The sequence below is a fragment of the Trinickia camelliae genome (assembly GCF_053525655.1).
In genome coordinates this window covers 1-26271 of record NZ_JBCHAA010000035.1, presented here as the reverse complement: position 1 = coordinate 26271, position 26271 = coordinate 1, and the positions used below count along the sequence as shown (strand labels likewise).

Below are 26271 nucleotides of genomic sequence, written 5' to 3'. Positions count from 1 at the left end.
TTGGGCAAGGACCAAAGTGACCCCGGTCCCGGGGAGGGACGGATTAAACGTACCGTCGCGAAATCAAAGTTGCACGAAAACCCTAAACGACAAGCACAAAACGCCGTAGGCAACATCAGCGCCCAAAACACCTTAAACCTTTTGAGATTCACTTGAGGTTCTTTGTCTACTCGCACGCAGACCGCGAGAATCAAGAGATGAAAGCAGACGACAGCACCTTGAATCACTGGCAGAACGAATCCAGCGCCGCAGGCGTGCCGCTCCCGGCATATCTGGAGCAACTGCTGCTGACCGAACCGACTCGGCTCGAAGAAGTCGCGAACCTTGTAGGCCTAGCACCTATCAGCAGCGAAGCACTCACAGCGATGAAACCGCGCTTCGACCTGCTGCCGCTCGCCGACGCGCTCACGATGAGCGCCCTGATGCTCGAGCAAGGCGACACGCTCTACCTGCTGCTCGCAGAACCCCTTTCACGCGCAACGCGCAGCCGACTGCAATTGCGCTTCGCCACACTGCGCCCGCGTCTCGCGATGAGCGCCCCCGGCGCGGTCGATGCGCGCTTGAAACTCGCCGAATCGAGCGAGCGCGTCGTCGACGACAAGGTGGACGTCGACACCTCCTCCGATTCGCTCGCGAAAGCCGTCGAATCGATTTCGCTCGCGAGTATCGCGAAGGACGAAAGCCCGATCATCCGTCTCGTCAACATGACGCTCTACGACGCGCTGCAAAGCCGCGCGAGCGACATCCACTTGGAGTGCGTCACGGATGGCCTTCTGATCCGCTACCGCATCGACGGCGTGATGCAGGAGATCCGGCTGATTCCGAAGCTCGAAGTCGCGAACCAGACCATGTCGCGCTTGAAGGTGCTCTCCGCCCTCGACATCGCGGAAAAGCGCGTGCCGCAAGACGGCCGCTTCAAGGTCGCGCTGCAAGGGCGCGAGGTGGACTTCCGCGTCTCGATCATGCCGGGCGTTCACGGCGAAAACGCGGTGCTGCGTATTCTCGACAAATCGCAGCGCGGCGGCGTGATGACGCTCGACACGCTCGGCTTCGACAACGACACCGCCACCCGCATTCGCACCCTTGCGGCCCTGCCTTACGGCCTCACGCTCGTGACCGGTCCGACCGGCAGCGGTAAATCGACGACGCTCTACGCGACGCTCTCCGAAGTCAACACCGGCGACGAAAAGATCATCACGATCGAAGACCCGGTCGAATACGAGTTGAAGGGCGTGCTGCAAATCCCCGTCAACGACAAAAAAGGCCTGACCTTCGCGCGCGGCTTGCGCTCGATTCTGCGTCACGATCCGGACACGATTCTCGTCGGCGAAATCCGCGACGAGGAAACGGCCGCGATCGCCGTGCAATCGGCGCTGACGGGGCACCGCGTGCTCTCGTCGGTCCACGCCAACGACGCGTTCAGCGTGATCGACCGCTTTCTCTACATGGGCGTCGAAGCCACCACCTTTCTCGAATCATTGAACGGCGTCGTGTCGCAACGGCTCGTGCGGCGCATCTGCCCTCAATGCGCGAGCCTGCGCGGTCAAGGCAAAAAGGTCACCGATCTGCATTCGGTGGAGGCAGGGCGCGGCTGCGAAGCGTGCCGCTACACAGGCTTTCACGGGCGAATCGCGCTGTGCGAGGTGCTGCGGCTCGATACCGCGCTCAAGGCCGCGTTGCTCGAACGCTCGCCCGAAAAGCGCGCCGTGGCGCTCGCCAATTGCGCCGACTACCAGTCGATGCGCGACGCCGGCATTGCCGCGATCGAGCGCCGGCAAACCACATACCAGGAGGTGCAGCGTGCCGTTGCTATGGACTGATGCACTTGCGCTGATCGATGCCGATCTTGTCGTCCTGCGGGCCGGCAAGGCGGTGCGTTGCGAGTTTCACGACGGCGAGCCTGCCGTCGCGCTCTCGCGGCTCATCGCCGGCATGCCGGTCCCGCGTTGCCAGAGATTGGCCGCGCAACGCCGGCTCAGCGTATTGATCGGCAGCCCATGGGCCTTTGCTGCGATGTTGCCTTGGCAGCCCGGCGTCTTGAAGGCGCAAGCGTGGAGCGAATACGCGCAGGCCATTTTCGCGGACCAGGGCGTGCGGCAATCGTCGCTGCGCGTGGCCGTCGAAAGTGCGCCGTTCGGGCGTCCGCGCTTGAGCGTCGCGCTCGATGCGCCGCTCTTCGCAGCGGTCGAGTCTGTGACGAAGGAGGCGGGCTGGACCTTCGTGCATTGCCGCGATCTGCTGTCCGCGGCGGCGGCGCGCCATCTGCGCAACTTGCCGGCCGATTGCGTGTTCGCGCTCGCGGAACTCGACAGCGTGACGTGTCTGTTCCGCCGCGATGGTCTGTGGGTCGATGCGGCGACGCAGAGCCTCCTCGATGAACAGCCGCTGACGAGTGCGATCGCGGTCGCTTCGCTGTTGTGCTCGCAACCGGTCGGCTTGCCGGTTTTCGTGGCTTCGGCGCCCACGCATGACGTTGCGGAGCGCGCCGGCCTGACAACGCTCGATGCGATCGACGCACGCGTGCTGTCGCGAGAGTCGCTCGCCAAAGCGCTCGCACTGGCAGCAGAAAGCTCGGCGAAGCACGGCCAGGCGCAAACGCAAGGAACGCACGAAGCGCAGGAAAGCGCCATGGAGGAACTGCGATGCTGAGTTTGAAGCGCATCGAATTCATCCGCTCGCGCTACGCGCTGACGCCGCTCGCCTGCGTGCTGTTCGTCGGCGTAGTCGGGGCGGGGCTGTGGGTCAGCAACGATTTCATCCGCGTCGCGTCGCTCGATGAGGACGTCACGCTGCTGCAGCAACGCGTCGACGCCCGTCAACGGCTCATGAACAAGGCCAAGCAGGATGAAAAGAAGGCCGCTCCCGAGCAGCGCAAGATCGACGCCGTGGTGAACGCGCAAGCGGCCGCCAAGGCGAGCGGCACGGTGCCGCTGTTGCGCAAGATCGGGCAGGCATGGACGCCGCAAGTGGCGATGTTGTCCGTCTCGGTCCAGCGAGCGGGCAAGGAAGCCAAGATCAGCGGCGAAGCTCAGGACCTTGGGCATGTCTACGCGTTCGTGAGCCGTCTGCAGGCGGACCCCGATCTGCGCGCGATGCTCACGCGTCACGGCACGAAAGCCGGCGATGCGCGGCGCGCCATCACCTTCGATATCAGCGTAGAACAACGATGAAGCTCGCTCGATCCTTCCGTCTGCCGAACCTGCAGAACTTGCAGAACATACGGCTTGAAAATCCGCTGCCTCGCTTGCGCTGGGGCGCTTATCGCGCGCTCGACCGGATGGGGCAGCTCGGCGCGATCGAGCTCGCGCTGCTGGTCGCGATCGGCGGATATTACGCCGCCTATCAGATGCCGCGCGGCGAAGCGCTCGAGCAGCAAAAGACCGAGCTGCGCGCGGAGATGAAAAGGCTCAAGCCGCATGCGCATAAAGTCGACAACTCGCCCGCCGCGAAGCTGCGCAGCATGCTCAACGCCGACCCGGCCGCACAGAAGCTCGCCGTTTTCGAGGCGCTCAAGCAGTACGGCATGGACGCGAAAGAGTCGACCTATCGCAAGGATGACGAAGTCAAGGGCAAGCTCGAACGGTGGTCGATGAGCATTGCGATGACGGGGCGCTATAGCGACCTGGAGCGCGCGCTTCACGTGTTCGGGGAACAGCCGCTGCTGCGTATCGATGCACTGTCGATGGAGCGGCCCCGCATCGAGGACGACACGCTCAACATCAGCCTTCGCATCAGTCTGTTGGGAGCGGACTCATGAACGTGTCGCCTCGCTTCACGCTGCGTGCGCTCGCGCTCGCAGCGGGTGTCCTGCTCGCGGCGATGCCGCCGGGATTCGCTGTCGAGATTCCGCCTGAGGGCGCGGCGGCGTCGGCCGCTGCCGCGCCGCACACCGCGGCCTCGAACGCCGCGGCGCCGGACGCCGCAGCATCGGAATCGGCTTCGGCTTCGGCTTCGGCTTCGGCTGTCTCCGCATCCGCCAGCCCGGCTCAGGCTGGCGATGCGGCTTCCGACACCGTCGCCGACACCAACCTGTTCCCCCCGCAAACCTTCGACTCGCTCTCGCCCGCGGCGCCCCCGCCGGCGCAAGCGCAAATCGAAGTGCCGCCTGCGCCGCTGGACGTGGCCGCCGCGCCCGAGATGGAAGCGCCGCCGCCGCAGGAAATGCCGCTGCCGTTCGTGCCGATCGCGGAGTGGCGCGACAACAAGCGCCAGGCGTTCGCGGTGGAGGGGCTCGGCCAGATCTTCGTGTTTTGCGGCAAATGCCGCGTGACGGGCGCGGTGCATCCCGGCCAGACGATCGCCGCCGGCTACCAGCTCGAGAAGCTGGACGAAACGCATGCCCTCGCCACGCTGCTTACGCCCGAAGGAAAGGAACGCGCGTTCCCCCTCGTCGGCATGACGCATTGAATCGAATCTTCGAGACCGAAACTATGAAACGGCTTACCATTTTCGCCCTCGTGCTGGGCATCCTTACGTCGAGCGGGTGTGCGGTCACGCAGCAGGTCCACGACACGATCCGCGGGCCTGTCGCGACGAGCCAGTCGCTCGTGAACAAAGGCAAGCCGGCCGATGCCGTCGATGTGCTGCAGGCGGCGCAAGCGCAGCGTCCGAACGATATCGAGGTCAATGTCGCGCTCGCGAAGACACAGACGAACTACGTCAACGACCAAATGCACACGGCGAGCCTCGCGCTCGCGGCGGGCAACGACGAGCAGGCCGTGACGAGCCTGCAGAACGCGCTGAAGGCCGACCCGCGCAATCAAAAGGCGCTGCAGATGGTCAAGCAGATCCAGCGCCGCGCGCAGTTGCGCGAGACGCTCTTGCAGGCCGCGGAGATGAAGGACACGCACGCCGCCGAGGCGCTCGCGCGCGTGAACGGCGTGCTCGCCGAGCAGCCTGATTTTCCGGAGGCGCTCAAGCTTCGCGAGCAGCTCTCGCGCCATACCGAGAAGAGCGCTTTTCTGCGCCCGCGCTTGTCGGAGAGCCTGCGCAAACCCGTGTCGCTGAATTTCCGCTCGCAGCCGCTGCAGAACATTTTCGACGTGATCTCGCGCATGTCGGGCGTGAACTTCGTGTTCGACAAGGACGTGCAGCTCGCGCAGCCGGCCAGCGTCTTCGCGCAGAACACCACGGCCGAGGACGCGATCAACCTGCTGTTGCGCACGAACCAGCTCGACAAGCGCGTGCTCGATGCGAACACGCTGATGATCTATCCGGCCCGCCCGGACAAGGACCGCACCTACAAGGAATTTGCGATCCGCACGTTCTTCATCTCGCACACCGACGCGAAGACCGTGATGGCCGCGCTGCGCCAGATGATCAAGCCCAAGGAAGTCTATGTGGACGAGCGCATCAACGCGGTGATCGTGCGCGATACGCCGTCCACGCTCGACGTGGCCGCGCGCATCGTGCGCGGGCTCGACATCCCGCAATCCGAAGTGACGATGGACGTGCAGATTCTCGAAGTGAACTCCAACGATCAGGTGGATCTGGGCGTCGACTATCCCGGCAAGATCACCGGCACGCTGAATGCGGGAGCGCCGATCGGCCACGTGTTTACGGTCGGCGATCTGCTGCACTTCCACGGCAGCGACGTGGGGCTGCAGGGCGATTCCGGCGCGCTGAAAATGGCGCTCAACATCCTGCAAAAGCAGGGCAAGACGAAGACGCTCGCGAATCCGAAGATCCGCGTGCGCAATCTGGAGAAGGCCAGCATCAACATCGGCCAGCAGGTGCCGATCGTGACCACGACCAACGCGAACGGTGTGGTGACCGAATCGGTCGCCTACCAGAACGTCGGCTTGACGCTGAAAGTCGAGCCTCGCATCAGCCTCGACAACGAAGTGGGCGTGAAGGTCAATCTCGAAGTGAGCAACATCCTGTCGAAGGAAGTCACGAAGACGGGCCTCACGGCCTACACGCTCGGCACGCGCAAGGCGGAAACGCTGATGAGCGCGCACGACGACGAAACGCAGGTGCTCGCGGGCCTCATCAACCGCAACGAAAGCATGTTGACCTCGGGGCTGCCGTACCTGAGCACGCTGCCTGGCGTTGGCCGCCTGTTCGGCAGCAATTCGAAGTCCGACGAAAACAGCGAAATCGTGCTGCTGATCACGCCGCACATCGAGCGCAATCTCGAGCTGCCGACCGCCTCCACGAGCACCTTCATGTCGGGCACCGAAGCCGAAGTGACGAGCGACACGATGACGTTGAGCGAGCCGCCGGCTCCCGCAGTGGCCGACGGCGGTCCGCTCATGACCGATACGATCAGTCCGGCTGTGCCGCCGCAAGACGCGGGTACGCCGGTGCCGGATGCGCCGGAGCAAGCGCCGGCCGCCGCGCCGGAGCAGGCGGCCGCGCCGAGCGCGCCCGCTTCGGACTCCGCGCCCTCGAGCTCGTCCGAATCCGATGCGCCGAAATTCGGCGGCACGACGACGGGACCGGCGGTCGCGCCGCCGCCCGCCGACGAAGGTGCGAATCAAATGCGCGGCATGGGTCGAGGCTCCGCCCCAGAAGCGCACGATTCGCAGCAGACGACGAGCGAGACCGGGCATGCAACCCTGCCGGCGATAGCTTCTCGTGCGAGCGAACGCATATCGCGGATCGTGGTTGCGGCGCGGGCCTCGACGCATCGGGTGCACGTCGTGCGAGTCTCGATGCCGCACCGTGCCGTTGCGGTCCATGCGTCGTCGCCCAAGCGCACTGTCGTTGCGCGTGTTTCATCGCAACAGCGGGTTGCCTCGGCTCAGGCAACTTCCAAGCCGCGCATGGAGAGCACGCGTACGGCCTCGCCGCTGCGGGTGGTCGTGGTGCATGCAGTTCGTGATGCGCGGGTTTCGGCACAGCCGCATACGGTTGCCGCCGCAAGCGTGACAAAGCCGCTCGTTGCTTCGCGTGCCTCGTCGCTTCGGCAAGCCGTCGCCGCGTACTGGCACGCACGGCCGTCGTTCACCGTCGCGGGTACGCAACCGGCGCCGCATGCCGGCGTGCTTCGCGCGCAAGCGCTGCAGCCGCTCGTATCGAAACCGTCCTTGGTAACCCCGATACAGCTCGTCGGTCAGCCGTGGGCCTTGCCGTCGATCCGGCCGGTGTCGCTGTCGTTGCGGCAATTGCTGCGGCCCGGCACGACGCCGGCGAAGCATGCGCTGCAGGTGAGCGCGGCGCGCGACGGCCTCGCGTGAAGAGCACATCCATGCGTCCGGCGACCCGCTCGCGGCAACGCGGCTTCACGCTGATCGAATTGCTGGTGTCGCTGACGTTGCTCGCGTTGCTGGCATCGGTGGCGATGCCGCTCAGCGACCTCGTGACCCGCCGCGGCAAGGAAACCGAACTGCGGCAAGACCTGATCCTGATCCGCACCGCGCTCGACGCCTACAAGCGCGCTTCCGACGCGGGCGACATCGCCAAGTCGGTCGACGAAAGCGGTTATCCGCCGAACCTGCGCGTGCTCGTCGACGGCGTCGAAAACAAGCGCGACGCCGGCGGTGGCAAGAAGATCTATTTCCTGCGGCGGCTGCCGGCCGACCCGATGTGCGATTGCGGCAGCAAGGCCGCCGAAGACACCTGGGTCACGCGCAGCTACGCGAGCAGCCCGGACTCGTTCAGCTCCGGCGACGACGTCTATGACATCCGGTCCAGCAGCCGAAAGGAAGGCATCAATGGCATCCCGTACGACAAGTGGTAAGCGCAGCGGCAAGCGCGGCAAAGCGCGTACGCGTGGCTTCACGCTGATCGAGCTGCTGGTGGTGATGGCGATCATCGCGACGCTCGTGTCGCTCGTGGCGCCGGGCTACTTCAAGCAGATCGACCGCAGCAAGGAGACCGTGTTGCGTCACAACCTGCAGACCTTGCGCACCGCGATCGACGATTACCGCGCCGATCACGGCGAGGACCCGCAGTCGATCCAAACGCTCGTCGACGACAAGTACTTGCGCAATGCGCCGCTCGACCCCGTGACGGGGCGTACCGATACGTGGATCGAAAAACGCGGCGAGCAATCGGGCATTGCCGACGTTCATAGCGGCGCGCCCGGCGCCGCGCTCGACGGAACGAGCTATGCGCAGTGGTAAAGCCCGCCGTGCCCGTGGCGCGGCGCGAACGCGCGAGCGCGGCATCGCCTACATGGGCGTGCTGGTGATGATCGCCGTGCTCGGCTTCGGCATCATGGAGGCCGCGTCGGTGTGGAGCACGACGTTGCGGCGTCAACAGGAAGCGGAATTGCTGTTCGTCGGCGGACAGTATCGCGACGCCATCGCCCACTACTACCAGTCCGCCGAAGGCAGCCGCTACCCCGAATCGCTCGATGCGCTCGTCGAAGACAAACGCGTGCCTTACACGCTGCGCCATCTGCGACGTCTCTACCCCGATCCGCTGACCGGCAAGACCGACTGGGAGCTCGTGAAGTCGCCCGAAGGCGGTATCATGGGCGTCTATAGCAAGGCACCCGGTAAGCCGCTCAAACAGGGCGGGTTCGCGACCGAGAATGCGGAGTTCGCCGACAAAAGCAGCTATCAGGACTGGCGATTTGTGTACGTGCCGCAGGACCCGAACGCGAATTCAAGCTCGACTACGAGCGCGCCCGCCGAATAAATCGATTCCCTCCGGTTGCCAATCAAAACGATATGAACATTGCCATTCTGGAAGACGCCGTTACACAAGCCAAGGCTATGGAAAGCTGGCTGCAACGGGCGAACTACGAGACGCGCATCAGCCATGACGGACGCGATTTTCTCGAGATGATCATGAAGGAGCCCGTCGACATGCTGCTGCTCGACTGGGACGTGCCAGGCATGACGGGCATCGAAGTCTTGCGCGAAGTGCGCAGAACGCTTTCGAACGCGCTGCCGATCGTGATCGTGACGAGCCATAGCGGGGAAGAAGACATTGTCTATGGGCTCAATGCGGGTGCGGACGATTATCTCGTCAAGCCGGTCAGCGAGAAGATATTGATCGCGCGCGTGGCGGCGCAACTGCGCAAGTACTACCCCGAGACGACGCGCTCGGAGCGCATCGAGTACGGCCGCTATTCGATCGATACGGACACGCGCAAGATCTATATCGACCAAGGGGCGGGCGAGCCCAAAGTCGTGGACACGCTTTCGGCACGCGAATTCGACATGGCGCTGCTGCTGTTCAAGAACGTGGGGCGCATCGTCACGAAGGACTTCATCGCCAAGCACATTTGGGGCGTGGCGGACCGCAAGTACGATGCGAGTCTCGCGACCTATGTCAGCAAGCTCAGGAACGTGCTGGAGTTGCGGCGCAAGAATGGGCTGGTGATCTCCACCATCTATAACCACGGGTATCGGCTGGAGCGCAGCCAGGATATGTGACCAGCGGCGCTCTCACTGGCATCCATCGTGACGAACCCCCGTGGCGTGTGGCAGAGGTGTTGCTAGTTACCGCCGCGATACAGGCCCTGCTGCAGCTCTTTCAATTCGCCGGATTGCTGCGAACGGATCAACTCGTTGTAGACCTGCTGGCGCGTGATGCCGGTCGCCATGCCCGATGCGCTGCCCGGCGGCACCCCTCCGACGTCCTGAGCACCCTGCGTCGCGTCCTGCTGCGAGACGGCGGTGGTTTGCGCCCATGCGTGTCCGGCGATGAGGGCGGCGGCGCACGTCGCCACGATTCGAAGCGTCTTCATAATCGTTGACTCCATAAAAGAAAGACGGACGCGGTCAGCGGCTCGCTGGCCGGCAAGGCGATGCCGGGACCGTTCGGCGCGAGCGCGTGGGAGCGGTGCATCATCGCGTCCCGTCATGTTGCGATTGGCTCGCGCAGAACGCCATGGACGCCAAATTAATAAATCGTTAACGTTAGGCGCGCTGCGCAACGGCCTGCTTCGTTCATCGCCTGCATTCGGCGGCTAGCGAGATTCAGATTCAAAGACGCTGACCTTCTTGCCCTCTAGATAAACCTGCAAATCGCGAGTAGTGCACGGACGCCGTTCGTGCGGACCGCAGTCATATTGGTCACGCGCTCGGACTCGCGCCATCGAGACAACATGAAGAAGCCGTTAACCGGCGACAGCGGACTGACATCTCAGGCTGGCCGATTTTGCCGGTATCGCGATTAGCGAGGGACGTATGGCTCGCCTATCATGCTTCTGGCATCGCGTAGTCCCACTGAAGCCTGCAACGGCATGCGTGGACGCAGGCTCGCGCAAGAAGAGGCCGTGAATGAAGAACCGTCACCCCCGCGTCTGCGGACTCGTGATGACCGGCGCCGCCTGCATTGCCACGCCCGCGTTCGCACAGAGCAGCGTCACGCTGTACGGGATCGTCGATGCGGGGATCGTATATCAGAGCAGCCAGACGTCGCTCGGCTCGACTTCCGGCGGCCATTCAATCGTCAAGTTCGGACAGAACATCTGGAACGGAAATCGCTTCGGATTCCGTGGGGTCGAGGACCTCGGCGGCGGCACGAAGGCCATCTTTACGCTCGAGGCCGGCTTCAATCTCGCCAGCGGCACGCAGCAATACGGGAACGCCGAATTCAGCCGGCAGTCGTTCGTCGGTCTCGCGAATGCGCGCTACGGGACGCTTACCGCGGGCAGGCAATACACGTCGTATTACGCGCTCGTGGGGCCGTACGGACCCACGACGTGGCTCACCGGTTATTTCGGCGCGCACGCAGGCGATATCGACGACCTCGACGTGATCTATCGCGTCGACAACGCGATCGTCTACACGTCGCCCGCCATCTATGGCGTGACGGTCAGCGGCACTTACGCGTTCGGCGGCGTGCCGGGCACGTTCGGCCGCGGCTCGAGCTGGAGCGCAGCGCTGCAGTACGCGCGCGGGCCGCTCGGCATCGCGGCGGGTATCGAGCGGTTCAACAATGCGACGCCCGGCGACGGGGCGTGGGGCGCGCAGTCCACGCTGAACTCGGGCGGCGAGCCTGGCGTATCGGCGCTCACCAACGGCTACCAGACCGCGGCTGCGCAGCAGCGCATGGCGATTGCGGGTTCGTACGCGCTCTCCGATCGATGGGATATGTCGGCAGCGTATTCGAACGTCCAGTACATCCCCGGCATCAACTCGGCGTTCAGCGACAAGGCGATCTTCAACACGGTCGGCGCGGTGTTGCATTTCAAGGCGACCTTCACCACCGAACTGGCGATGGGCTACAGCATCACGCGCGCGACTCGCGCAAACGGGATCTCGAGCGCGGCGCTATACCAGCAGTTCAATCTGGCGGAATCCGTAAAGCTGTCGAAGCGCACGCTGCTGTATGCGCTGCAGGGTTTTCAGCTCGCCCACGGACAGACGCTCGGGAGCAACGGGGCCGGCAACGTCATCGATGCGACCGCGACCATCGGGGATGGCTTCAACTCGGCGCCGTCGTCGGGGCGCAGCCAGTTTGCCTGCACGTTCGCGATTTCACATCGTTTCTAGCGCAACCAATTGGGTGCATTCAAAGGGTGTGCGCCGCATAGCGCGTTAAGCGTTTAACAACGGGGTGACTTCGCGGTTCGCGCCGCATGCGCGAGTGGCCGATGCGGCCTGATCTCTGGCGGAAAATCGCCGCCGCAGCGCGGCTCAATGAGCGCGCCGAGTGCGTTGCCACCGACTAAGATGGTATGAATCCATCACTCTCGCCATCACGCGAGAGAGTGCCGCCAAGTTGCAGTTGCTGCACGTGCCGAGCGAACGTGCCAAGCGAGCTGAGGTGTGGCATGTTCGACGACGCGTTCCCGATTCGAAGCGAGACCATGACGGCGCGGCAGCGCTGGACGATTCTGATCGTCAGCGCGGGCGGCGCGCTCGAAACGTTCGACTTCATCATTTACGGCGTCTTCGCGCGGGACATCGGGCACGCGTTCTTCGCGGCAAGCGCCGATGCGTCGGCGTTGATGCTGTCGTTCGCGGTATTCGCGATCGGCCATGTGTCGAGACCGCTTGGCGGTATCGCGCTGGGCCGTTTCGGCGACAAATACGGGCGGCGCGGCGTATTCGCGGCGTCGGCGATGATCGCGGCCGTATCGACGCTCGCAATTGGAGTGCTCCCTACATATCGCGCATGGGGCGCCGCGGCGCCCGCGTTGCTGCTGTTCTTCCGGCTCACGCAGGGCGTTTGCGTCGGCGGCGAATTGCCGGGCGCGATCGTGTATGCGGTCGAAACCACGCGCACGAGGCCGGGTCTCTTGTGCGGCGTCGTGTTCTTTGCGGTCAACGTCTCGCTGCTGCTCGCCGCCGGCATCAATCTCTTCGTGCAGACAGCGCTGACCGATGCGCAGCGCGGCGATTTCGGATGGCGCATCGGCTTTGTCATCGGCGGCGTGGTCGGCTTGTTGAGTTTCGTCGTGCGGCGCTCGCTGTCTGAGACCGACGCCTATGCACACGCGATCTACGCGCGCCACCGCGAGCCCCTTGCCGAATTGTTCCGCCAGCATCTCGCACCGCTCGTCACGGGCATTGCCGCGACAACCGTGGTCGGTGCAACCGTTGGGCTCTTCGTCATCCACATGCCTGCCTATCTCCGGCAGCTCGGTTACGCGCCGACGCAGATCGCGATGGCCCAGACGATCTACGTGATCGTCATCGGGGCGTGCATGCTTGCGACCGCCGGCGCGGGCGACCTGGTGCCGAGGCGCTACGTGTTCCGTGCCGGCGCCGTGCTGTCCGTGGTGTTCGCGCCGTGCTTCTACTTCGCGGTCACGCGAACTCACGCGGAGCTCGCGACGTGGTTTGCGCTGGCGGGCATCGTCGCATCGTTTGCCAATGGCACGTTCGCTTGCGCGATCGCCGAGATGTTTCCGATCGGCGTGCGCTACAGCGGCGTCGGCACCGCGCTGAACCTCGGCATGGCGGCGACGATGGGAGGCGCTCCGCTCGCCGCTACGGTGCTGGCGGCAAGCGCGTCATGGCCGGCCGCACCGGCGCTCGTCATGGCGCCGTGCGCCGCGCTGGCGTTCGTGGCGTCGTTCGCGATGAAGCCGGCACAGGCCGAGCATCGCTCGCCTTGACGCGGCGCTGGACTGATGCCGTGGGAGTGCGCATGAACCCGTCAGGCACCGTGAGGATCGCCGATATCGAACTGGACTTCGAGCGCTACGAATTGCGCCGCGGCAGCCGGCAAGTTCCGCTTGAGCGTCTGCCGATGGAGCTCTTGATTCTGATGGCCTCACGTAGCGGACAACTCGTGACGCGCGCCGACATCGTCAGGGCGCTGTGGGGCGGCAACGCATTTCGCGACACCGACAACGGCATCAATACAGCGATCAGGAAGATTCGCATCGCGCTAGGCGAAGACCCCGAGAACCCGCACTACCTGCTGACGGTGAAGGGCAAGGGCTACCGGCTCGAAGCGGTGCAGGTCATGCCGCCGCAAGAGCCGCCGCCGACGCCGCCTGCCGCGGCTCGCGTGCTCGTGCTGCCGTTCGAGAACAAGACCGACGACGACGCCCAGGACAGCCTGTGCGACGCGCTCGCCGACGAGACGTCCGCCAACCTCGGCATGCTCAAGCCCGAAGAGGTCTCGGTGATCGCGCGCACGACTGCCGCGCGCTACCGGTGCACCACGAAGAGCATCGCCGAGATCGCCCACGAACTCGGGCTCGACTATGTGCTGGAAGGCGCCGTGCAGCGCGACGAGGGACGGGTGCGGGTGCGAGTGCAACTGGTGCGCTGTATCGACCAGACACAGATCTGGAGCAGCGTGCACGAGACGGCGGCAACCGGCGCGCTCGACATCCAGCGCGAGGCCGGCGCGGCGCTTGCTGGCGAAATCGCACCGGCGCTCGCGGAGCAGCAGCGGCGCATGCTCGCGCGGCGCCTGCCGATCGATCCGTCGGCGCACGATGCCTACTTGCGAGGCCGTTACTACTGGACGCGCCGCGTGCACTTCGATGCGGGATTCGCCGCGCATCACGGGGTCAGCGCGGAGGACTTCATTCGCGCGCGCGGCTACTTCGAGACAGCCATCGAGCGGGACCCGACCTACGCGCTCGGCTACGTCGGATTGTCGAATGTCTATGGGTCCACGGCCGCGCATGGTTTTTACCCCTCGTCGCAAGGCTATCCGCGGGCGCGCGAAACTGCGCTGCGCGCGCTGGAACTCGATGCCGGGCTGCCCGAGGCGCATCAGGCGCTGGCCGGCGTGCACTACTTTTATGACTGGGACTGGCGCCGTGCCGAAGCGGAATTTCTTGAAGCGCTGCGCTTGAACCCGAACCACGCCGAAACGAGCCGGCTCTATGCGCGGCTTCTGCTGGTGATGGGGCGCGAGGCGGAGGGCAGGGCGCAATTCGAGCGCGCGGAGCGCATCGATCCGCTCGGCTTCGAAGGCTCGCGCGTCTTTGGGCTCGTGCAGGCGGGGCGCTTCGAGGAGGTCGTCAGCGCTTATCTTGCTGCGGGACACGGCAACCGCTCGCCGCTCGTCTATCAATTGATGGCGACCGCGTTCGAAGTGCTGGGGCTGTACAAAGAGGCAGTCGAAGCGACCGTCGAGGCGCTGACACGGTGCAACGAATTCGCAAGAGCCGAGACGGTGCGGACCGTCTGGGAGTCGGGGGGGCACACCGCGTTGCTGGAGTGGTATTTGCAGGATCTGCAGGCCAGGCGCCGGCGCGGATACACGTCGCCGTTCCTGTTCGCGGAGCTTTACGCGCGTCTCAGCAAGCCGGACGATATGTTCCAATGGCTCGACATCGCCCTCGCGGAGCGCTCGCCGCGCCTGTGCGAATTGCGCACGAATCCTTGGTTTGAAGCGTACCGTTCGACGCGGCGTTTCCGCGGCGTCGAACGGGGTATCGGTTATTGAGGGCGGAAGAAGTTCCGCACCGTTCTAACCATCAGTTGCAGGAGGCGCTGCCTTCGTCCTTCCACACCTTGCCGCTGCCTTCAGGGCCGGTAAAGGCGGCATTGCCGGGTTCGTTGTTCTGAGTCCACCAGCGCGCGGTGTAGAACTTGCCCTTCCATTGCACCTTGGCGTTGGCCGTGTAGGCCGTGGTGGCTTTCCACTCTTGACGGCACACCTTGCCGCCGCCCGAATCGCCGCCCGTCAGCTTGATCTCGTACGACTGCTGGATCACGCCGCCGTTGCCGTCAGGCGTCGTCATCACGAGCGTGTGATCGCCCGCCAGGGCCGAGTTGACCTTGATGCTCATCGTTGCCGAGCCGTCCACGTCGAGGGTCTGCGTACCGACCATCGCACCGGCCTTCGTGTAGACGCGGCCGGTCACCGTGCCCTTCTTGGTCAGCGTCACGAACGGATCGATGACGGCGGTCGTGCCGTTGATCGCGTATTCGCTTTTCGGCGTGACGCTCATCTTCTGCTCGACCGGGCTAGGCGCCGGCTTCTTCGTGATTTCGGTTTCGACGCGGGTGATGCTGCTGCCCGGCTTCACGTAGACCGTGTTCTTGCCGTTCACCGGCTTGATGGCGCCGTCTTGCTCCGCGCCTGCCATGTAGCTCGCGCTTTGCGTGCTGTTGATCTTTTGCGCGAGCAGGTACGGCCAGCGGTCGCGATTGCCGTCCGCTGCGCTGCCGATCGTGATCGATGCGGACAGGTTCGTGTTTTCGCCGGTGGCGGTGAAGACGCGCGTCTTGACGCTGTCGCCCGTCGCGAGGTCTTCGATCGGGTTGATCGCGCCGACTTGGTTCCAGGTGGGAGCCGGGGTCGGGGCCGGCGTGTCGCCGCCGCTGCCGCCCTTGATGTTGACGTCGATGGCGTTATAGAAGCTCGCGGCCGTATCGCCCACGTCCCAGACGCCGACGATCACGTGATAGCCGCTGTGGTCGCTCGGAATCTTGCAGGTGAACGACGGCTTCGTGCTCGAAAGCGCGCTGCCGTATTCGGATTCGCAGAACGGCTTCGATTCGAGTTGATCGCGCGTGAGCGGCTTGTTCGGGTTCCAGCCGTTCTTCGTGATGAAGTAGCGGATGTCCTGGGTGCGGTGCGCCGCCGTGAAGCGCCACGTGAAGGTGCGGGTCTCGCCCGCGGTCACGTCGGTCTTGGTCCAGCGGTCGGAGGTCTGCTCGTTGAGCTGGCCCCACGACGAGTTGCCGGCGCTCGCGATCTGGCCGTCAGCCGGGCCGCCCACCGGGAAGCGCGGGTTGCCGTCCGGGCCTTCGACGCTCTGCGGTTCGTATTGAACAGGGCCGCAGTTCACGTTCTTACCGCTGTTGCAGTAAGCAGCGCGCCCGGGCGGATCGGTCACGTAGCCGTGCGCCATCACGTTCTGCGCGACCAGCAGGCTGCCGACGGCGAAGAGCGGTGTCAGGGTGCGCCAGTGGCGCTTTGCGAAGGAAGGTCCTTTCATGTGTTGTTCTCTCAACAAGCGGAAAAATTGCGCGACAAGTGCGCTGGGTGCCTTTTCGTGAGTTGAGTGGGATGCGGATCGATCCCGATTCACGGCAAGGCGCTCAAGCTTCAAAGCGAGGCTGAGCGCGATTGTGTGAGCCGTTAGCGCTTTGAAAAACAAAGCTAAGAGCTTTCTAAAGGCGTTGCCGGCATCCCGAAATGCGCGGAATGCGGATGGGGAAGAGGGGCGCTCGCGCTAATCGAGCGTGCGCCGATAGAAGCGCAAGGCGACGAGCATCATGACGGCCATGAACAGCGCGACGGGCCACACGGACGGCAACAGGTCGCTCCATCCGTTGCCCTTGAGCAGAATGCCGCGCACGAGGCGATTGAAATACGTGAGCGGCAAGACGTTGCCGATGTACTGCGCCCATTTCGGCATGCCCGCGAACGGGAACATGAAGCCCGAGAGCAGGATGCTCGGCAGAAAATAGAACACCGTGAGCTGCATGCCTTGCAACTGATTCTGCGCGAGCGAGGAGATCGTGATGCCGACGGTCAGGTTCGCGGCGATGAAGAGCAGCGCGGCGAGATAAATCGCGAACAAGCTGCCGACGAACGGCACGCCGAACACGAAGCGCGCCGCAGTGAGGATGATCGTCACCTGAATCAGCCCGATGAACACGTAGGGCACGATCTTGCCCGTCGTGACTTCCACGGGCAGCACCGGCGTGGCGAGCAGATTTTCCATCGTGCCGCGTTCGCGCTCGCGCGTGATGGCCAGGCCCGTCATCATCACCATCGTCATCGTGAGGATCACGCCCATGAGCCCCGGCACGACGTTGTATTGCGTGATGTTCTCGGGGTTGTAGAGGCGGTGCACGTTCACGTCGAACGCGGCCGGCGTGCCGCTCAGGTGCGCGAGCGGGCCGGTGAGGTCTTTGTCGATGACGGGCTGCACGAGCCCGGGCAGGGCGCCCAGTGCGGTCGTCGTGGCGAGCGGATCGGTGGCATCGGCCTCGACGAGCAGCGACGGACGCTCGCCGCGCAGCAGCTTCTTCGAGAAATCGACGGGCACCGACAGCACGAACTGCACTTCGCCGCGCGCGAGCGCATGGCGGCCGGCTGCCTCGTTCGGCAAGGTCTCGACGATGTCGAAGTAGTCGGAGTTCTTCATCGCCGCCACGAAGCTGCGCGAGAACGGGCTTTGATCGGCGAGGATGACGGCGGTCGGCAGATGCTTCGGGTCCGTGTTGATGGCGAAGCCGAACAGCGTGAGCTGGATGATCGGGACGCCGACGATCATCGCGAACGTGACGCGGTCACGGCGCAGCTGCAGGAACTCCTTGAGCACGATGCTCCACCAGCGCATGAACGAAAACCTCGCGCGCTCGCTCACGATGTATCTCCGTAGTTGTCCGCCGTGCCGCCCATCATGTAGATGAACACGTCTTCGAGGCCGGTTTCGATCGGCGCTGCGCGAAGCGCGGTGCCGTCCGTGACTTGCTTGATGGCGGCTTCGAGCGCGCGATGGTCGCGCCCGCTCACGTGCAGCGCCGAACCGAACACGACGGTTTGATCGACGCCCGGCATCGTGCTTAATCGGGCCGACAGTTCGGCGAGGCGCTCGCCGGTAATTGTCCACGTGGCGAGATCCTGCGATTGGACGACTTCGCTTGAAGTGCCTTGCGCGAGCAATTCGCCGTACGCGATATAAGCGAGCTTATGGCAGCGCTCGGCCTCGTCCATGTAATGCGTGCTGACGAGCACCGAGATGCCTTGCGCCGCGAGCGTATGCAGCTCTTCCCAGAAGTCGCGGCGTGCGGCCGGATCGACGCCTGCGGTCGGTTCGTCGAGCAAGAGCAGCTTGGGCTCGTGAAGCATGCACGCGGCAAGTGCGAGACGCTGCTTCCACCCGCCCGAGAGCGCGCCCGTCAATTGATTCGCGCGGCTCGAAAGTCCGAGCGATTCGAGCGCGCGCTGCACGGCTTGTTTTCGATTCGGCATCTGGTAGACGCGCGCGACGAAGTCGAGGTTCTCGCGTATCGACAAGTCGTCCCAGTACGAAAAGCGCTGCGTCATGTAGCCCACGCGCCGCTTGATCTGCGCGCTCTCAGTCAGGATGTCGTAGCCGAGACACGTGCCGCTTCCGGAGTCGGGCGTGAGCAGGCCGCACATCATGCGGATCGACGTCGTCTTGCCGCTGCCATTGGGCCCGAGGAAACCGAAGATCTCGCCGCGCGCAACCCGCAGCGACACGTCTTTCACGACGTGCTTCGCGCCGAAGTGCTTGTTGAGCTTCTGAACATCGATGGCGTACTCAGCGGTCCGCTCGCTTTGCGCGTTCATTGCAGCCTCACTTCGACCGGTTGCCCGGGATGCAGCTTCGGCGCATCGGCGACGGAGGGATGCGCCTCGATCATGAACACGAGCTTCGAGCGGCTTTCGTTGCTGTAGATGACGGGCGGCGTGTACTCGGCTTCGCTCGAAATGTAGGTGATCTTGGCGGGCACGTCGGCTGGACAGCCGTCGCAATGAATCGTCACGGCTCGGCCCGGCGCGAGCGAGCCGACGACGGTCTCGGGCACGAAGAAGCGCACCTTCACGTTCTGCGGCGGCAGCATCTGCACGACGGGATTGCCCGCTTGCACCCATTCGCCGACGCGATACAGCGTGTCGTAGACGAGCCCCGCATGCGGGGCGGTCACGCGCTTCTGATCGAGCTTCCATTGCGCTTGTGCGACTTCCGCTTGAGCCGCTTTGACCTGAGCGGCTTGCGCGTCGATTTGCTGACCGCGTCCCGGCAGATTCGCGACGTCGACCTGATTCTGCATCTCGCGCATCTGCGCCGCGGTCGTTTGCGCGTTCATGCGCGAATCGTCGAGCTGCTGCTGCGATATGCCGCCCATGTGGAACTGGGCTTCGTCGCGCTTGAGCTGCTCCGCGGCGTGGTTCGCTTGCGCGACCGCTTGCACGAGCTGCGCCTTCGTCACGTTGACTTCGGGTGGACGCTTGCCGGTCAGCAAGTCGGCGAGTTGGGCCTGGGCCGCGTTGAGCTGATGCTGCGCCTGCTGCAAGGCGGCGGTCTCGTCGACGGATTCGAGCGTGAATGCCGGCGCGTTCTCGGCAATGGTTTGCCCGCGCTGCACGGACAATTGCGTGAGCGTGCCGGATTGCGATGACGACAAATAGACGAATTCGCCTTCGACGTAGCCTTGATACGCCGCACGCGTGCCGGATTGCTGCTCGCATCCGGCGAGTGCGACGATCGCGCAGCACGCGGCAAACGTGGCGACGAACGCACGGCGCGCGGGCATCATGGCTTCCTCCGCGACGCGCTCGCGCTCGACTTCGAGCTCGCCTTCACCTTCACGGCGGCGCGCGAAGAAGACGCTTCAGGCACCTGCATCCCATAGCCGAGCAACGCGCGCACATGCCGACGCAGTACGTCACGGTCGAACTGAGGCATCCCGCGCGCGCTCTTCCATATCTTCGACGTCGCGAGCGGCAGCATGACGAGCGCGAGGATCGAATGAAACAAATACACCGGATCGAGCCCTGGATTGACCGTGCCCGCCTGCTGCGCTTCCTGCACGTGCGACGCGAATCGCTTCACGTGTTCGACGGGAATGCGCTTGAGCATCCGTTCGCGCAACAGGCCGCCTTCGTTGACGATTTCGCGCATCCAAAGCGGCGGCAGCCACGGCATGCGCGCGGTGACGTCGAAGAGCCGCTCGACGAGTTCGTTCGCGAACGCAAACGGATCGCCGGCGATTTCGTGCTCGACGGGGCGCCAGACGAATTCGACCGCGCGCGCGAGCCGTTCTTCGACGATGGCGTCGAGCAGCTGCTCACGGTTCGTGAAGTAGTAGTGGACCATCGCCGACGTGACCCCGGCCTCGCCCGCAATCTGCGCGACGGTGGTCGCTGCGATGCCGCGCTCGGCGAACAGGCGCGTCGCCGTGTCGAGCATATGCTCGCGCACGTCGAAATCTTCAACCGACGGGCGGCGCCCACGCGGCTTGGGGGCCGAGAGATTGGGCTTCATCAAAAAAGGCTAATTGACGAGTTAGTTAAATTCAAGGAAGGGTTTTGCCGTAGAAAGACGGTGGCGATGGTTGCGGCAAAAGGCGGGGGCAGCCTATACCGCTCGCACGTTGACGCTCCACTTTCACGGACGTAAGCTGGCCCTCGTTCAAATCTTGAAAAGCGAGCCAGACGTGCGAAAGCTGAATCGGTTGTTGTTTGCGGGACTGGTCGTGTCGTTTGCGGCGACCTTCGCGAATGCGCAGCAGCAGCCGCCGGCGGCGCAAGGCAGCGCGGCCGCAACGCCGGCGCCGGTCATGTACGTGAAGGACTTCCAGGCCGTTCAGGAAAGCAGTGGTTCGGGAGGTCTGCTCCATCGCTTACGCGATGCGGCCCATGGAAGGTCGGCTGGACAGAATGCCGGCGCCTTGGCGCAGGCAATCGTCAAACAGTTGACCAGCGAGGGCATCACCGCGCGCTACCTCGCGCCGGGCGAGCCGCTGCCGGCGCCCGCGTCGGGATGGCTGATCGGCGGCGTGTTCTATTCCCGCGACTCGGGCGGGCGCATCCAGTCACTGCTTCAAGGCGGCTCGAGCGGAAGCGGCACGCCCAATACCGAGGTTTCGGTGACCGTCGCCGACGTGGCGGGGGACCCGAACCTGCCGTTCGCGGTGATCGGCGCCGAGGACGCGATCAAGGGGCAGGGCTCGGTCGCGAGCTGGAATCCGTATATCGTTGCGGCGAAGTTCGTGTTCAAGAAGGTCGAAGGCACGACCGCGGTCGACGGTCTCGCGAAGGACATCGCCGATCAGATCGTCGGCAATCTGCAGACGCTGCAGCAGAAGGACGCTGTGGCGCAGCCGCATTGATGTTGCCGATGGAAGCCAGGCGAAAAAAAAGCCCGGCATAGCGCCGGGCCTCATAAATTGCCGCATCCCTGACGGAGGGATGCGGCACCTGCAAAGTAGCAGATTGCCGCTTGCGCTTAAGCCGCGAGCAGCGAACGCAGCACGAACGGCAGGATACCGCCGTGCTTGTAGTAGTCGACTTCGATCGGCGTATCGATACGCAGCAGCACTTGCACGCGTTGCGACTTGCCGTCCTTGCGGTTGATGACGAGCGTGACTTCCTGTTGCGGCTTGAAGTCGTCGCCGAGACCTTCGATGTCGTACGTTTCGTCGCCGGTGATGCCGAGCGACTGGATGCTGTCGGCACCCTTGAACTGCAGCGGCAGCACGCCCATGCCCACCAGGTTCGAACGGTGGATGCGCTCGAAGCTGCGTGCAACGACGGCCTTCACGCCGAGCAGCTGCGTGCCCTTCGCGGCCCAGTCGCGCGACGAACCCGTGCCGTACTCTTCTCCCGCGAACACGACGGTCGGGGTGTCGGCGCCGATGTACTTCATCGCGGCATCGTAAATCGACAGCTGTTCGCCGCTCGGCTGGTGAATCGTCAAGCCGCCTTCGACGCGCGTGCCGTCCGCTTTCGCCGGGATCATCAGGTTCTTGATCCGCACGTTCGCGAAGGTGCCGCGCATCATCACGTCGTGGTTGCCGCGGCGCGAGCCGTAGCTGTTGAAATCGGCCTTCTGCACGCCGTTTTCCTTCAACCAGCGGCCTGCCGGCGAATCTTCCTTGATCGAGCCAGCCGGGCTGATGTGGTCGGTCGTCACGGAGTCGCCGAAGATGCCGAGCGCGCGTGCGCCCTTGACCGTCGGGATCGAGTCAGCCGGCGTCATCGAGAAGTGCTCGCCGAAGAACGGCGGCTCGGCGATGTAGGTCGACTTCGGCCAATCGTAGACCTGGCCTTCCTCGCCCTCGATCTTGCTCCACAGGTCACCCTTCTTCGTGAGCTGCGCGTAGTTCTTCTGGAACGCGTCGGCGTCGAGCGCGAACTTGAGCAGCGCGTTGACTTCTTCGCTCGTCGGCCAAATGTCGCCGAGGTAAATATCTTTGCCGCCCTTGCCCTGGCCGACCGGCTCGGTCATCAGGTCGCGCGTGATGTTGCCGGCGATCGCGTACGCGACGACGAGCGGGGGCGAAGCCAGGAAGTTCGCGCGGATGTTCGGGTGGATACGCGCTTCGAAGTTACGGTTGCCCGACAGCACGGCGGCCGCGACGATGTCGTTCTTCGTGATCGCTTCGTTCAGTTCCGGCGTGAGGTCGCCCGCGTTGCCGATACAGGTCGTGCAGCCGTAGGCGGCGAGTTCGAAGCCGAGCTTCGACAGGTACGGCAGCAGGCCCGTCTTCGTCAGGTACTCGGTGACGATGCGCGATCCCGGGGCAAGCGACGTCTTGATGTGCGGCGCAACCGTCAGACCGGCTTCGACGGCCTTCTTCGCGAGCAAGCCCGCAGCGAGCAGCACGCTCGGGTTCGAGGTGTTCGTGCACGACGTGATCGCGGCGATCAGGACGTCGCCGTTATGCACCTTCACATCGTTCGACGTCGTGTACTCGGCGCCGAGATCGTCGGCCTTCTTCGCAAAGCCGTTTTCGCCGACCGGCTTCGAGAACAGGTCGGTGAAGGTCGACTTCACGTTGCCGATTTCGATGCGGTCTTGCGGGCGCTTCGGACCGGCCAGCGACGGCGCGACCGTGCCGAGGTCGAGCGTGACGACCTTCGTGTAGTCGATCTGGCCCGCCTTCGGAATACCGTACAGGCCCTGCGCCTTGAAGTAGTTTTCGAAGGCGGCGATTTCGGCCTTGGTGCGGCCCGTGCCCTTGAAGTAGTCGATGGTCTTGTCGTCGACCGGGAAAAAGCCCATCGTCGCGCCGTATTCCGGCGCCATGTTGCCGATCGTCGCGCGGTCCGGCAGCGTCAACGACTCTGTGCCAACGCCAAAGAACTCGACGAACTTGCCGACGACCTTCTCTTTACGCAGCAGCTCGGTGATGGTCAGCACGAGGTCGGTTGCTGTCACGCCTTCGCGCAGCTTGCCCTTCAACTCGACGCCGACCACGTCCGGCGTCAGGAAGTACACCGGCTGGCCGAGCATGCCCGCTTCCGCTTCGATGCCGCCCACGCCCCAGCCCACCACGCCGATGCCGTTGATCATCGTCGTGTGGCTGTCGGTGCCGACGAGCGTGTCCGGGTAGTACACGGTGTCGCCGTTGTCAGCCTTCTTGTGCACGCCGCGCGCGAGGTACTCGAGGTTGACCTGGTGGACGATGCCGACGCCCGGCGGCACGACCTTGAACGTGTCGAACGCCTGCATGCCCCACTTCATGAACTGGTAGCGCTCGTTGTTGCGCTGGAATTCCAGCTTCATGTTCAGGTCGAGCGCGTCCTTCTGGCGGAAGTAGTCGATCTGCACCGAGTGATCGACGACGAGGTCGACCGGCACGAGCGGCTCGATGGCCTTCGGATTCTTGCCGCTCTTCTTCGCGACGCCGCGCATGGCGGCGATGTCGGCGAGCAGGGGCACGCCGGTGAAGTCCTGCAGCACGACGCGCGACACGACAAACGGAATCTCATCGACGCGCGACGCGGTCGGCTTCCAGTTCGCCAGCTGTTCGATGTGTTCTTCGGCGATCTTCTTGCCGTCGAAGTTGCGCAACACCGATTCCAAGACGATACGGATCGAGACCGGCAGGCGATCGATCTTGACGTCCAGCGCTTTGCCGAGCTGCGGCAGCGAATAGAACTTGCCTTTGCCGGAACCGCTGTCGAATTCCTTGAGCGTTTTGTGGAGATTGTGGGCCATGGTTGTTCCCTAGGATTGATTCGAGGAAATGACGTTGCTACGTTTCTGAACCGAGTTTTCGCACATAAACATGAGTTTGCTTATATGACGTACAAATCGACGTACTCATTGACCGGCATGGCTTCGAGCCTTGCCTGATCGAGCGAGACGTCGAGAATCGCTTGACGTTGCTTTTCTGGAAAGCGCCGCGCTAGATTGGTCTTGAACTTCTCGACCAACATAGGTATCCCGTCGGCGCGGCGGCGCTTATGACCGATCGGGTATTCGACCACCACTTCTTCGAATTTCGTGCCGTCTGCGAACTCGACGGTCAAGGCATTGGCGATCGAGCGTTTGTCCGGATCGTGATAATCCTTCGTGAATTGCGGGTCTTCGACGCATTGCATCGTGTCGCGCAGCGCGTCGATGCGCGGGTCGGCGGCGATCGAGTCTTCGTAATCGGCGGCGGTCAGCCGGCCGAAGATCAGCGGCACCGCGATCATGTACTGGATGCAGTGATCGCGATCGGCCGGGTTCGCGAGCGGCCCTTTTTTATCGATGATCCGAATGGCCGCTTCATGCGTACGGATCGTGATCTGCTTGATGTCTTCGATGCGCTTGCCCGCTGCGGCGAGCTGGCCATGCAGCGTGATCGCCGCTTCGGCCGCGGTTTGCGCGTGGAACTCGGCGGGGAACGAGATCTTGAACAGCACGTTCTCCATCACGTACGAGCCGTACGGACGCTGGAATTTGAACGCGTTGCCCTTGAATAGCACGTCGTAGAAGCCCCACGTCTTCGCGCTCAGCACCGACGGATAGCCCATCTCGCCGGTCTTCGCGATCAGCGCGAGGCGCACGGCGCGCGAGGTGGCGTCGCCGGCGGCCCACGACTTGCGCGAGCCGGTGTTCGGCGCGTGACGGTAGGTGCGCAGCGAATGCCCGTCGACAAACGCGAGCGATACCGCGTTGATCAGTTCGTCGCGCGTGAGCCCGAGCATCTGGCCGACCACCGCGGTCGATGCGAGCTTCACCAGCAGCACGTGATCGAGCCCAACCTTGTTGAAGGAGTTTTCGAGCGCGATCACGCCTTGAATTTCGTGCGCCTTGATCATGCCGATCAAGACGTCTTTCATCGTCAGCGGGGCTTTACCCGTGGCGGTGGCATTGCGCGACAGCCAATCGGCCGTTGCCAGGATGCCGCCCAGGTTATCCGACGGATGGCCCCATTCGGCGGCGAGCCAGGTGTCGTTGAAATCGAGCCAGCGGATCATCGCGCCGATGTTGAACGCGGCTTGCACGGGATCGAGCTGGAATTGCGTGCCCGGCACCTTGGCGCCGTTGGGGACTATCGTGCCTGTCACGATGGGTCCCAACAGCTTGGTGCAGGCGGGGTAGGAGAGCGCTTCGAGTCCGCACCCGAGCGTATCGATCAGGCAGTTGCGTGCCGTCTCGAGCGCGAGCGTGCTGTCGATCCGATAATCGAGCACATAGTCGACGATATCGACTAGCACTGAGTCCGGCGCGGGCCGGACGTTGGAGATCGGGGCGGACATCGAGCGATGCTTCCTATGGGTTCCGGTTGGGGACCTATCAGCTGCCGGTCTTGTTCAGTTCGTTGGACTGCGTCGGAGCCGGCGCGCCTTGCACCATTTCCGGCGTCTTGCACTCGTCGGCGAGACGCGAGCTGTCCTTATCCGAGAACAGCATGGCCTTCGTCGGGATCACGACGAGATCCATACCCGATGCCGCATCGTGGAAGCGGTCGGCGCCGGTCGTGGTTTGCTCGCGCGGCAGGTTGTAGTTCTTTTCGCCCCAGTGCACGGTCACGATCTGGTCACGCTTCATGTCGCCTTTCAGCATGAAAGACAGACCTTCGTTGCACGACCACTTCACGGCGCCGTCCGGCACCGGATCGACCTTCGCGACCGCAGGGGTTTTGCGCTTGATCAGGCGCTTTTTCGGCGCCGGTGCCTTCGGCTTGGCTTTGGCGGTAGTGCCGGATGCTTGAGCCAACGCGTCAGTCGCGGCGAACAGCATGGTGGTGGAAAGCGCGCCTACGACGGTGGCGATCAGCAATTTCTTCATGGAATCAAGACCTTTTCGAATATCAGTTAAACGGTGGCGCGGCCGCGTAATGGTTAAAGGGGACAGCCGCCAGGGTTGAACTGCACGCGCTTCGATAGCGCACAGCGGACGCTATTTTCTCCTATTTAGCGCGACAAATTTCAAATCTTCCGGGCCCGTGTAATTCGCGCTGGGCCGGATGATCTTGTTGTCGATGCGCTGCTCGATGATGTGGGCGGCCCAGCCCGAGG

At 63.9% G+C, this 26271-nt stretch carries 23 protein-coding genes; 14 read left to right on the top strand and 9 right to left on the bottom strand.

Annotated features, from left to right (window positions below):
- Positions 1–197 precede the first annotated feature (197 nt).
- From AAHK20_RS33020 to AAHK20_RS32975, 10 genes are read left to right on the top strand one after another with little or no spacing between them, the layout of a single operon-like run.
- A complete protein-coding gene (locus tag AAHK20_RS33020; protein ID WP_449185716.1) occupies positions 198–1820 on the top strand; it encodes a GspE/PulE family protein in 1623 nt (540 codons plus the stop codon).
- A complete protein-coding gene (locus tag AAHK20_RS33015; RefSeq protein ID WP_449185715.1) occupies positions 1801–2649 on the top strand; it encodes a hypothetical protein in 849 nt (282 codons plus the stop codon). Before AAHK20_RS33020 ends, AAHK20_RS33015 begins: the two co-directional genes overlap by 20 nt.
- Positions 2643–3170 (top strand): PilN family protein, encoded by a 528-nt coding sequence (locus AAHK20_RS33010; protein WP_449185714.1) that lies wholly within the window; start codon positions 2643–2645, stop codon positions 3168–3170. Before AAHK20_RS33015 ends, AAHK20_RS33010 begins: the two co-directional genes overlap by 7 nt.
- Positions 3167–3757 (top strand): hypothetical protein, encoded by a 591-nt coding sequence (locus AAHK20_RS33005; RefSeq protein WP_449185713.1) that lies wholly within the window; start codon positions 3167–3169, stop codon positions 3755–3757. The genes AAHK20_RS33010 and AAHK20_RS33005 overlap by 4 nt, the downstream gene beginning before the upstream one ends.
- A complete protein-coding gene (locus AAHK20_RS33000; RefSeq protein WP_449185712.1) occupies positions 3754–4407 on the top strand; it encodes a hypothetical protein in 654 nt (217 codons plus the stop codon). The genes AAHK20_RS33005 and AAHK20_RS33000 overlap by 4 nt, the downstream gene beginning before the upstream one ends.
- Before the next feature lie 23 nt (positions 4408–4430).
- A complete protein-coding gene (locus AAHK20_RS32995) occupies positions 4431–7181 on the top strand; it encodes a secretin GspD/PilQ domain-containing protein (protein WP_449185711.1) in 2751 nt (916 codons plus the stop codon).
- An 11-nt stretch (positions 7182–7192) separates the two neighbouring features.
- The gene (locus AAHK20_RS32990; protein WP_449185710.1) at positions 7193–7684 is read left to right on the top strand and encodes a type II secretion system protein; all 492 of its coding nucleotides are present in this window, start codon (positions 7193–7195) and stop codon (positions 7682–7684) included.
- On the top strand, positions 7659–8069 hold the full coding sequence (locus AAHK20_RS32985) for a type II secretion system protein (RefSeq protein WP_449185709.1): 411 nt from the start codon (positions 7659–7661) through the stop codon (positions 8067–8069). Before AAHK20_RS32990 ends, AAHK20_RS32985 begins: the two co-directional genes overlap by 26 nt.
- Positions 8056–8589 carry a type II secretion system protein gene (locus tag AAHK20_RS32980; RefSeq protein ID WP_449185708.1) on the top strand — a complete coding sequence of 178 codons (534 nt, stop codon included), beginning with the start codon at positions 8056–8058 and terminating at the stop codon, positions 8587–8589. Before AAHK20_RS32985 ends, AAHK20_RS32980 begins: the two co-directional genes overlap by 14 nt.
- Positions 8590–8621: 32 nt before the next feature.
- Positions 8622–9332, top strand: a complete 711-nt coding sequence (locus tag AAHK20_RS32975; protein WP_449185707.1) for a response regulator transcription factor — start codon at positions 8622–8624, stop codon at positions 9330–9332.
- Between the two features lie 62 nt (positions 9333–9394).
- On the opposite strand, the gene AAHK20_RS32970 is transcribed toward AAHK20_RS32975, so the two are convergent.
- Positions 9395–9646: a hypothetical protein gene (locus AAHK20_RS32970; RefSeq protein WP_449185706.1), complete on the bottom strand. Its 252-nt coding sequence runs from the start codon at positions 9644–9646 to the stop codon at positions 9395–9397.
- 535 nt (positions 9647–10181) lie between these two features.
- Here AAHK20_RS32970 and AAHK20_RS32965 point away from each other — a divergent pair.
- The 3 genes from AAHK20_RS32965 to AAHK20_RS32955 all read left to right on the top strand — a co-directional run bounded on the left by AAHK20_RS32965 (position 10182) and on the right by AAHK20_RS32955 (position 14766).
- The gene (locus AAHK20_RS32965; RefSeq protein WP_449185705.1) at positions 10182–11399 is read left to right on the top strand and encodes a porin; all 1218 of its coding nucleotides are present in this window, start codon (positions 10182–10184) and stop codon (positions 11397–11399) included.
- A gap of 281 nt (positions 11400–11680) precedes the next feature.
- Positions 11681–12970: an MFS transporter gene (locus tag AAHK20_RS32960; RefSeq protein ID WP_449185704.1), complete on the top strand. Its 1290-nt coding sequence runs from the start codon at positions 11681–11683 to the stop codon at positions 12968–12970.
- A 32-nt stretch (positions 12971–13002) separates the two neighbouring features.
- Complete coding sequence (locus AAHK20_RS32955) at positions 13003–14766, top strand: winged helix-turn-helix domain-containing protein (protein ID WP_449185703.1); 1764 nt, start codon at positions 13003–13005, stop codon at positions 14764–14766.
- 31 nt (positions 14767–14797) lie between these two features.
- Here the strand turns inward: AAHK20_RS32955 and AAHK20_RS32950 are convergent, their stop codons facing one another.
- The 5 genes from AAHK20_RS32950 to AAHK20_RS32930 form a co-directional block, all read right to left on the bottom strand.
- Complete coding sequence (locus tag AAHK20_RS32950) at positions 14798–16267, bottom strand: lytic polysaccharide monooxygenase (RefSeq protein ID WP_449185702.1); 1470 nt, start codon at positions 16265–16267, stop codon at positions 14798–14800.
- A gap of 237 nt (positions 16268–16504) precedes the next feature.
- Positions 16505–17620, bottom strand: a complete 1116-nt coding sequence (locus AAHK20_RS32945; RefSeq protein ID WP_449185717.1) for an ABC transporter permease — start codon at positions 17618–17620, stop codon at positions 16505–16507.
- A gap of 23 nt (positions 17621–17643) precedes the next feature.
- Positions 17644–18597: an ABC transporter ATP-binding protein gene (locus tag AAHK20_RS32940; RefSeq protein ID WP_449185701.1), complete on the bottom strand. Its 954-nt coding sequence runs from the start codon at positions 18595–18597 to the stop codon at positions 17644–17646.
- The gene (locus AAHK20_RS32935) at positions 18594–19568 is read right to left on the bottom strand and encodes an HlyD family secretion protein (RefSeq protein ID WP_449185700.1); all 975 of its coding nucleotides are present in this window, start codon (positions 19566–19568) and stop codon (positions 18594–18596) included. Before AAHK20_RS32935 ends, AAHK20_RS32940 begins: the two co-directional genes overlap by 4 nt.
- Positions 19565–20296: a TetR/AcrR family transcriptional regulator gene (locus AAHK20_RS32930; RefSeq protein WP_449185699.1), complete on the bottom strand. Its 732-nt coding sequence runs from the start codon at positions 20294–20296 to the stop codon at positions 19565–19567. The genes AAHK20_RS32935 and AAHK20_RS32930 overlap by 4 nt, the downstream gene beginning before the upstream one ends.
- Before the next feature lie 172 nt (positions 20297–20468).
- On the opposite strand from AAHK20_RS32930, the gene AAHK20_RS32925 reads away from it, so the two are divergent.
- The gene (locus AAHK20_RS32925) at positions 20469–21143 is read left to right on the top strand and encodes a DUF4410 domain-containing protein (protein WP_449185698.1); all 675 of its coding nucleotides are present in this window, start codon (positions 20469–20471) and stop codon (positions 21141–21143) included.
- 116 nt (positions 21144–21259) lie between these two features.
- On the opposite strand, the gene acnA is transcribed toward AAHK20_RS32925, so the two are convergent.
- From acnA to AAHK20_RS32910, 3 genes are all read right to left on the bottom strand, one after another.
- A complete protein-coding gene (gene acnA / locus AAHK20_RS32920; RefSeq protein ID WP_449185697.1) occupies positions 21260–23977 on the bottom strand; it encodes an aconitate hydratase AcnA in 2718 nt (905 codons plus the stop codon).
- An 80-nt stretch (positions 23978–24057) separates the two neighbouring features.
- The gene (locus AAHK20_RS32915) at positions 24058–25509 is read right to left on the bottom strand and encodes a bifunctional 2-methylcitrate dehydratase/aconitate hydratase (RefSeq protein WP_449185696.1); all 1452 of its coding nucleotides are present in this window, start codon (positions 25507–25509) and stop codon (positions 24058–24060) included.
- A 37-nt stretch (positions 25510–25546) separates the two neighbouring features.
- Positions 25547–26041, bottom strand: a complete 495-nt coding sequence (locus AAHK20_RS32910) for a hypothetical protein (RefSeq protein WP_449185695.1) — start codon at positions 26039–26041, stop codon at positions 25547–25549.
- Positions 26042–26271: the final 230 nt, after the last annotated feature.

Coding starts and splice junctions, on each gene's coding strand:
- AAHK20_RS32960 (WP_449185704.1), top strand. CDS start 11,681: ATGTTCGACGACGCGTTCCCGATTCGAAGCGAGACCATGACGGCGCGG.
- AAHK20_RS32935 (WP_449185700.1), bottom strand. CDS start 19,568: ATGATGCCCGCGCGCCGTGCGTTCGTCGCCACGTTTGCCGCGTGCTGC.
- AAHK20_RS32985 (WP_449185709.1), top strand. CDS start 7,659: ATGGCATCCCGTACGACAAGTGGTAAGCGCAGCGGCAAGCGCGGCAAA.
- AAHK20_RS33020 (WP_449185716.1), top strand. CDS start 198: ATGAAAGCAGACGACAGCACCTTGAATCACTGGCAGAACGAATCCAGC.
- AAHK20_RS33005 (WP_449185713.1), top strand. CDS start 3,167: ATGAAGCTCGCTCGATCCTTCCGTCTGCCGAACCTGCAGAACTTGCAG.
- AAHK20_RS32945 (WP_449185717.1), bottom strand. CDS start 17,620: ATGCGCTGGTGGAGCATCGTGCTCAAGGAGTTCCTGCAGCTGCGCCGT.
- AAHK20_RS32930 (WP_449185699.1), bottom strand. CDS start 20,296: ATGAAGCCCAATCTCTCGGCCCCCAAGCCGCGTGGGCGCCGCCCGTCG.
- acnA (WP_449185697.1), bottom strand. CDS start 23,977: ATGGCCCACAATCTCCACAAAACGCTCAAGGAATTCGACAGCGGTTCC.
- AAHK20_RS33010 (WP_449185714.1), top strand. CDS start 2,643: ATGCTGAGTTTGAAGCGCATCGAATTCATCCGCTCGCGCTACGCGCTG.
- AAHK20_RS32950 (WP_449185702.1), bottom strand. CDS start 16,267: ATGAAAGGACCTTCCTTCGCAAAGCGCCACTGGCGCACCCTGACACCG.
- AAHK20_RS32980 (WP_449185708.1), top strand. CDS start 8,056: ATGCGCAGTGGTAAAGCCCGCCGTGCCCGTGGCGCGGCGCGAACGCGC.
- AAHK20_RS33000 (WP_449185712.1), top strand. CDS start 3,754: ATGAACGTGTCGCCTCGCTTCACGCTGCGTGCGCTCGCGCTCGCAGCG.
- AAHK20_RS32995 (WP_449185711.1), top strand. CDS start 4,431: ATGAAACGGCTTACCATTTTCGCCCTCGTGCTGGGCATCCTTACGTCG.
- AAHK20_RS32970 (WP_449185706.1), bottom strand. CDS start 9,646: ATGAAGACGCTTCGAATCGTGGCGACGTGCGCCGCCGCCCTCATCGCC.
- AAHK20_RS32975 (WP_449185707.1), top strand. CDS start 8,622: ATGAACATTGCCATTCTGGAAGACGCCGTTACACAAGCCAAGGCTATG.
- AAHK20_RS32965 (WP_449185705.1), top strand. CDS start 10,182: ATGAAGAACCGTCACCCCCGCGTCTGCGGACTCGTGATGACCGGCGCC.
- AAHK20_RS32990 (WP_449185710.1), top strand. CDS start 7,193: ATGCGTCCGGCGACCCGCTCGCGGCAACGCGGCTTCACGCTGATCGAA.
- AAHK20_RS32955 (WP_449185703.1), top strand. CDS start 13,003: ATGAACCCGTCAGGCACCGTGAGGATCGCCGATATCGAACTGGACTTC.
- AAHK20_RS32940 (WP_449185701.1), bottom strand. CDS start 18,597: ATGAACGCGCAAAGCGAGCGGACCGCTGAGTACGCCATCGATGTTCAG.
- AAHK20_RS32910 (WP_449185695.1), bottom strand. CDS start 26,041: ATGAAGAAATTGCTGATCGCCACCGTCGTAGGCGCGCTTTCCACCACC.
- AAHK20_RS32915 (WP_449185696.1), bottom strand. CDS start 25,509: ATGTCCGCCCCGATCTCCAACGTCCGGCCCGCGCCGGACTCAGTGCTA.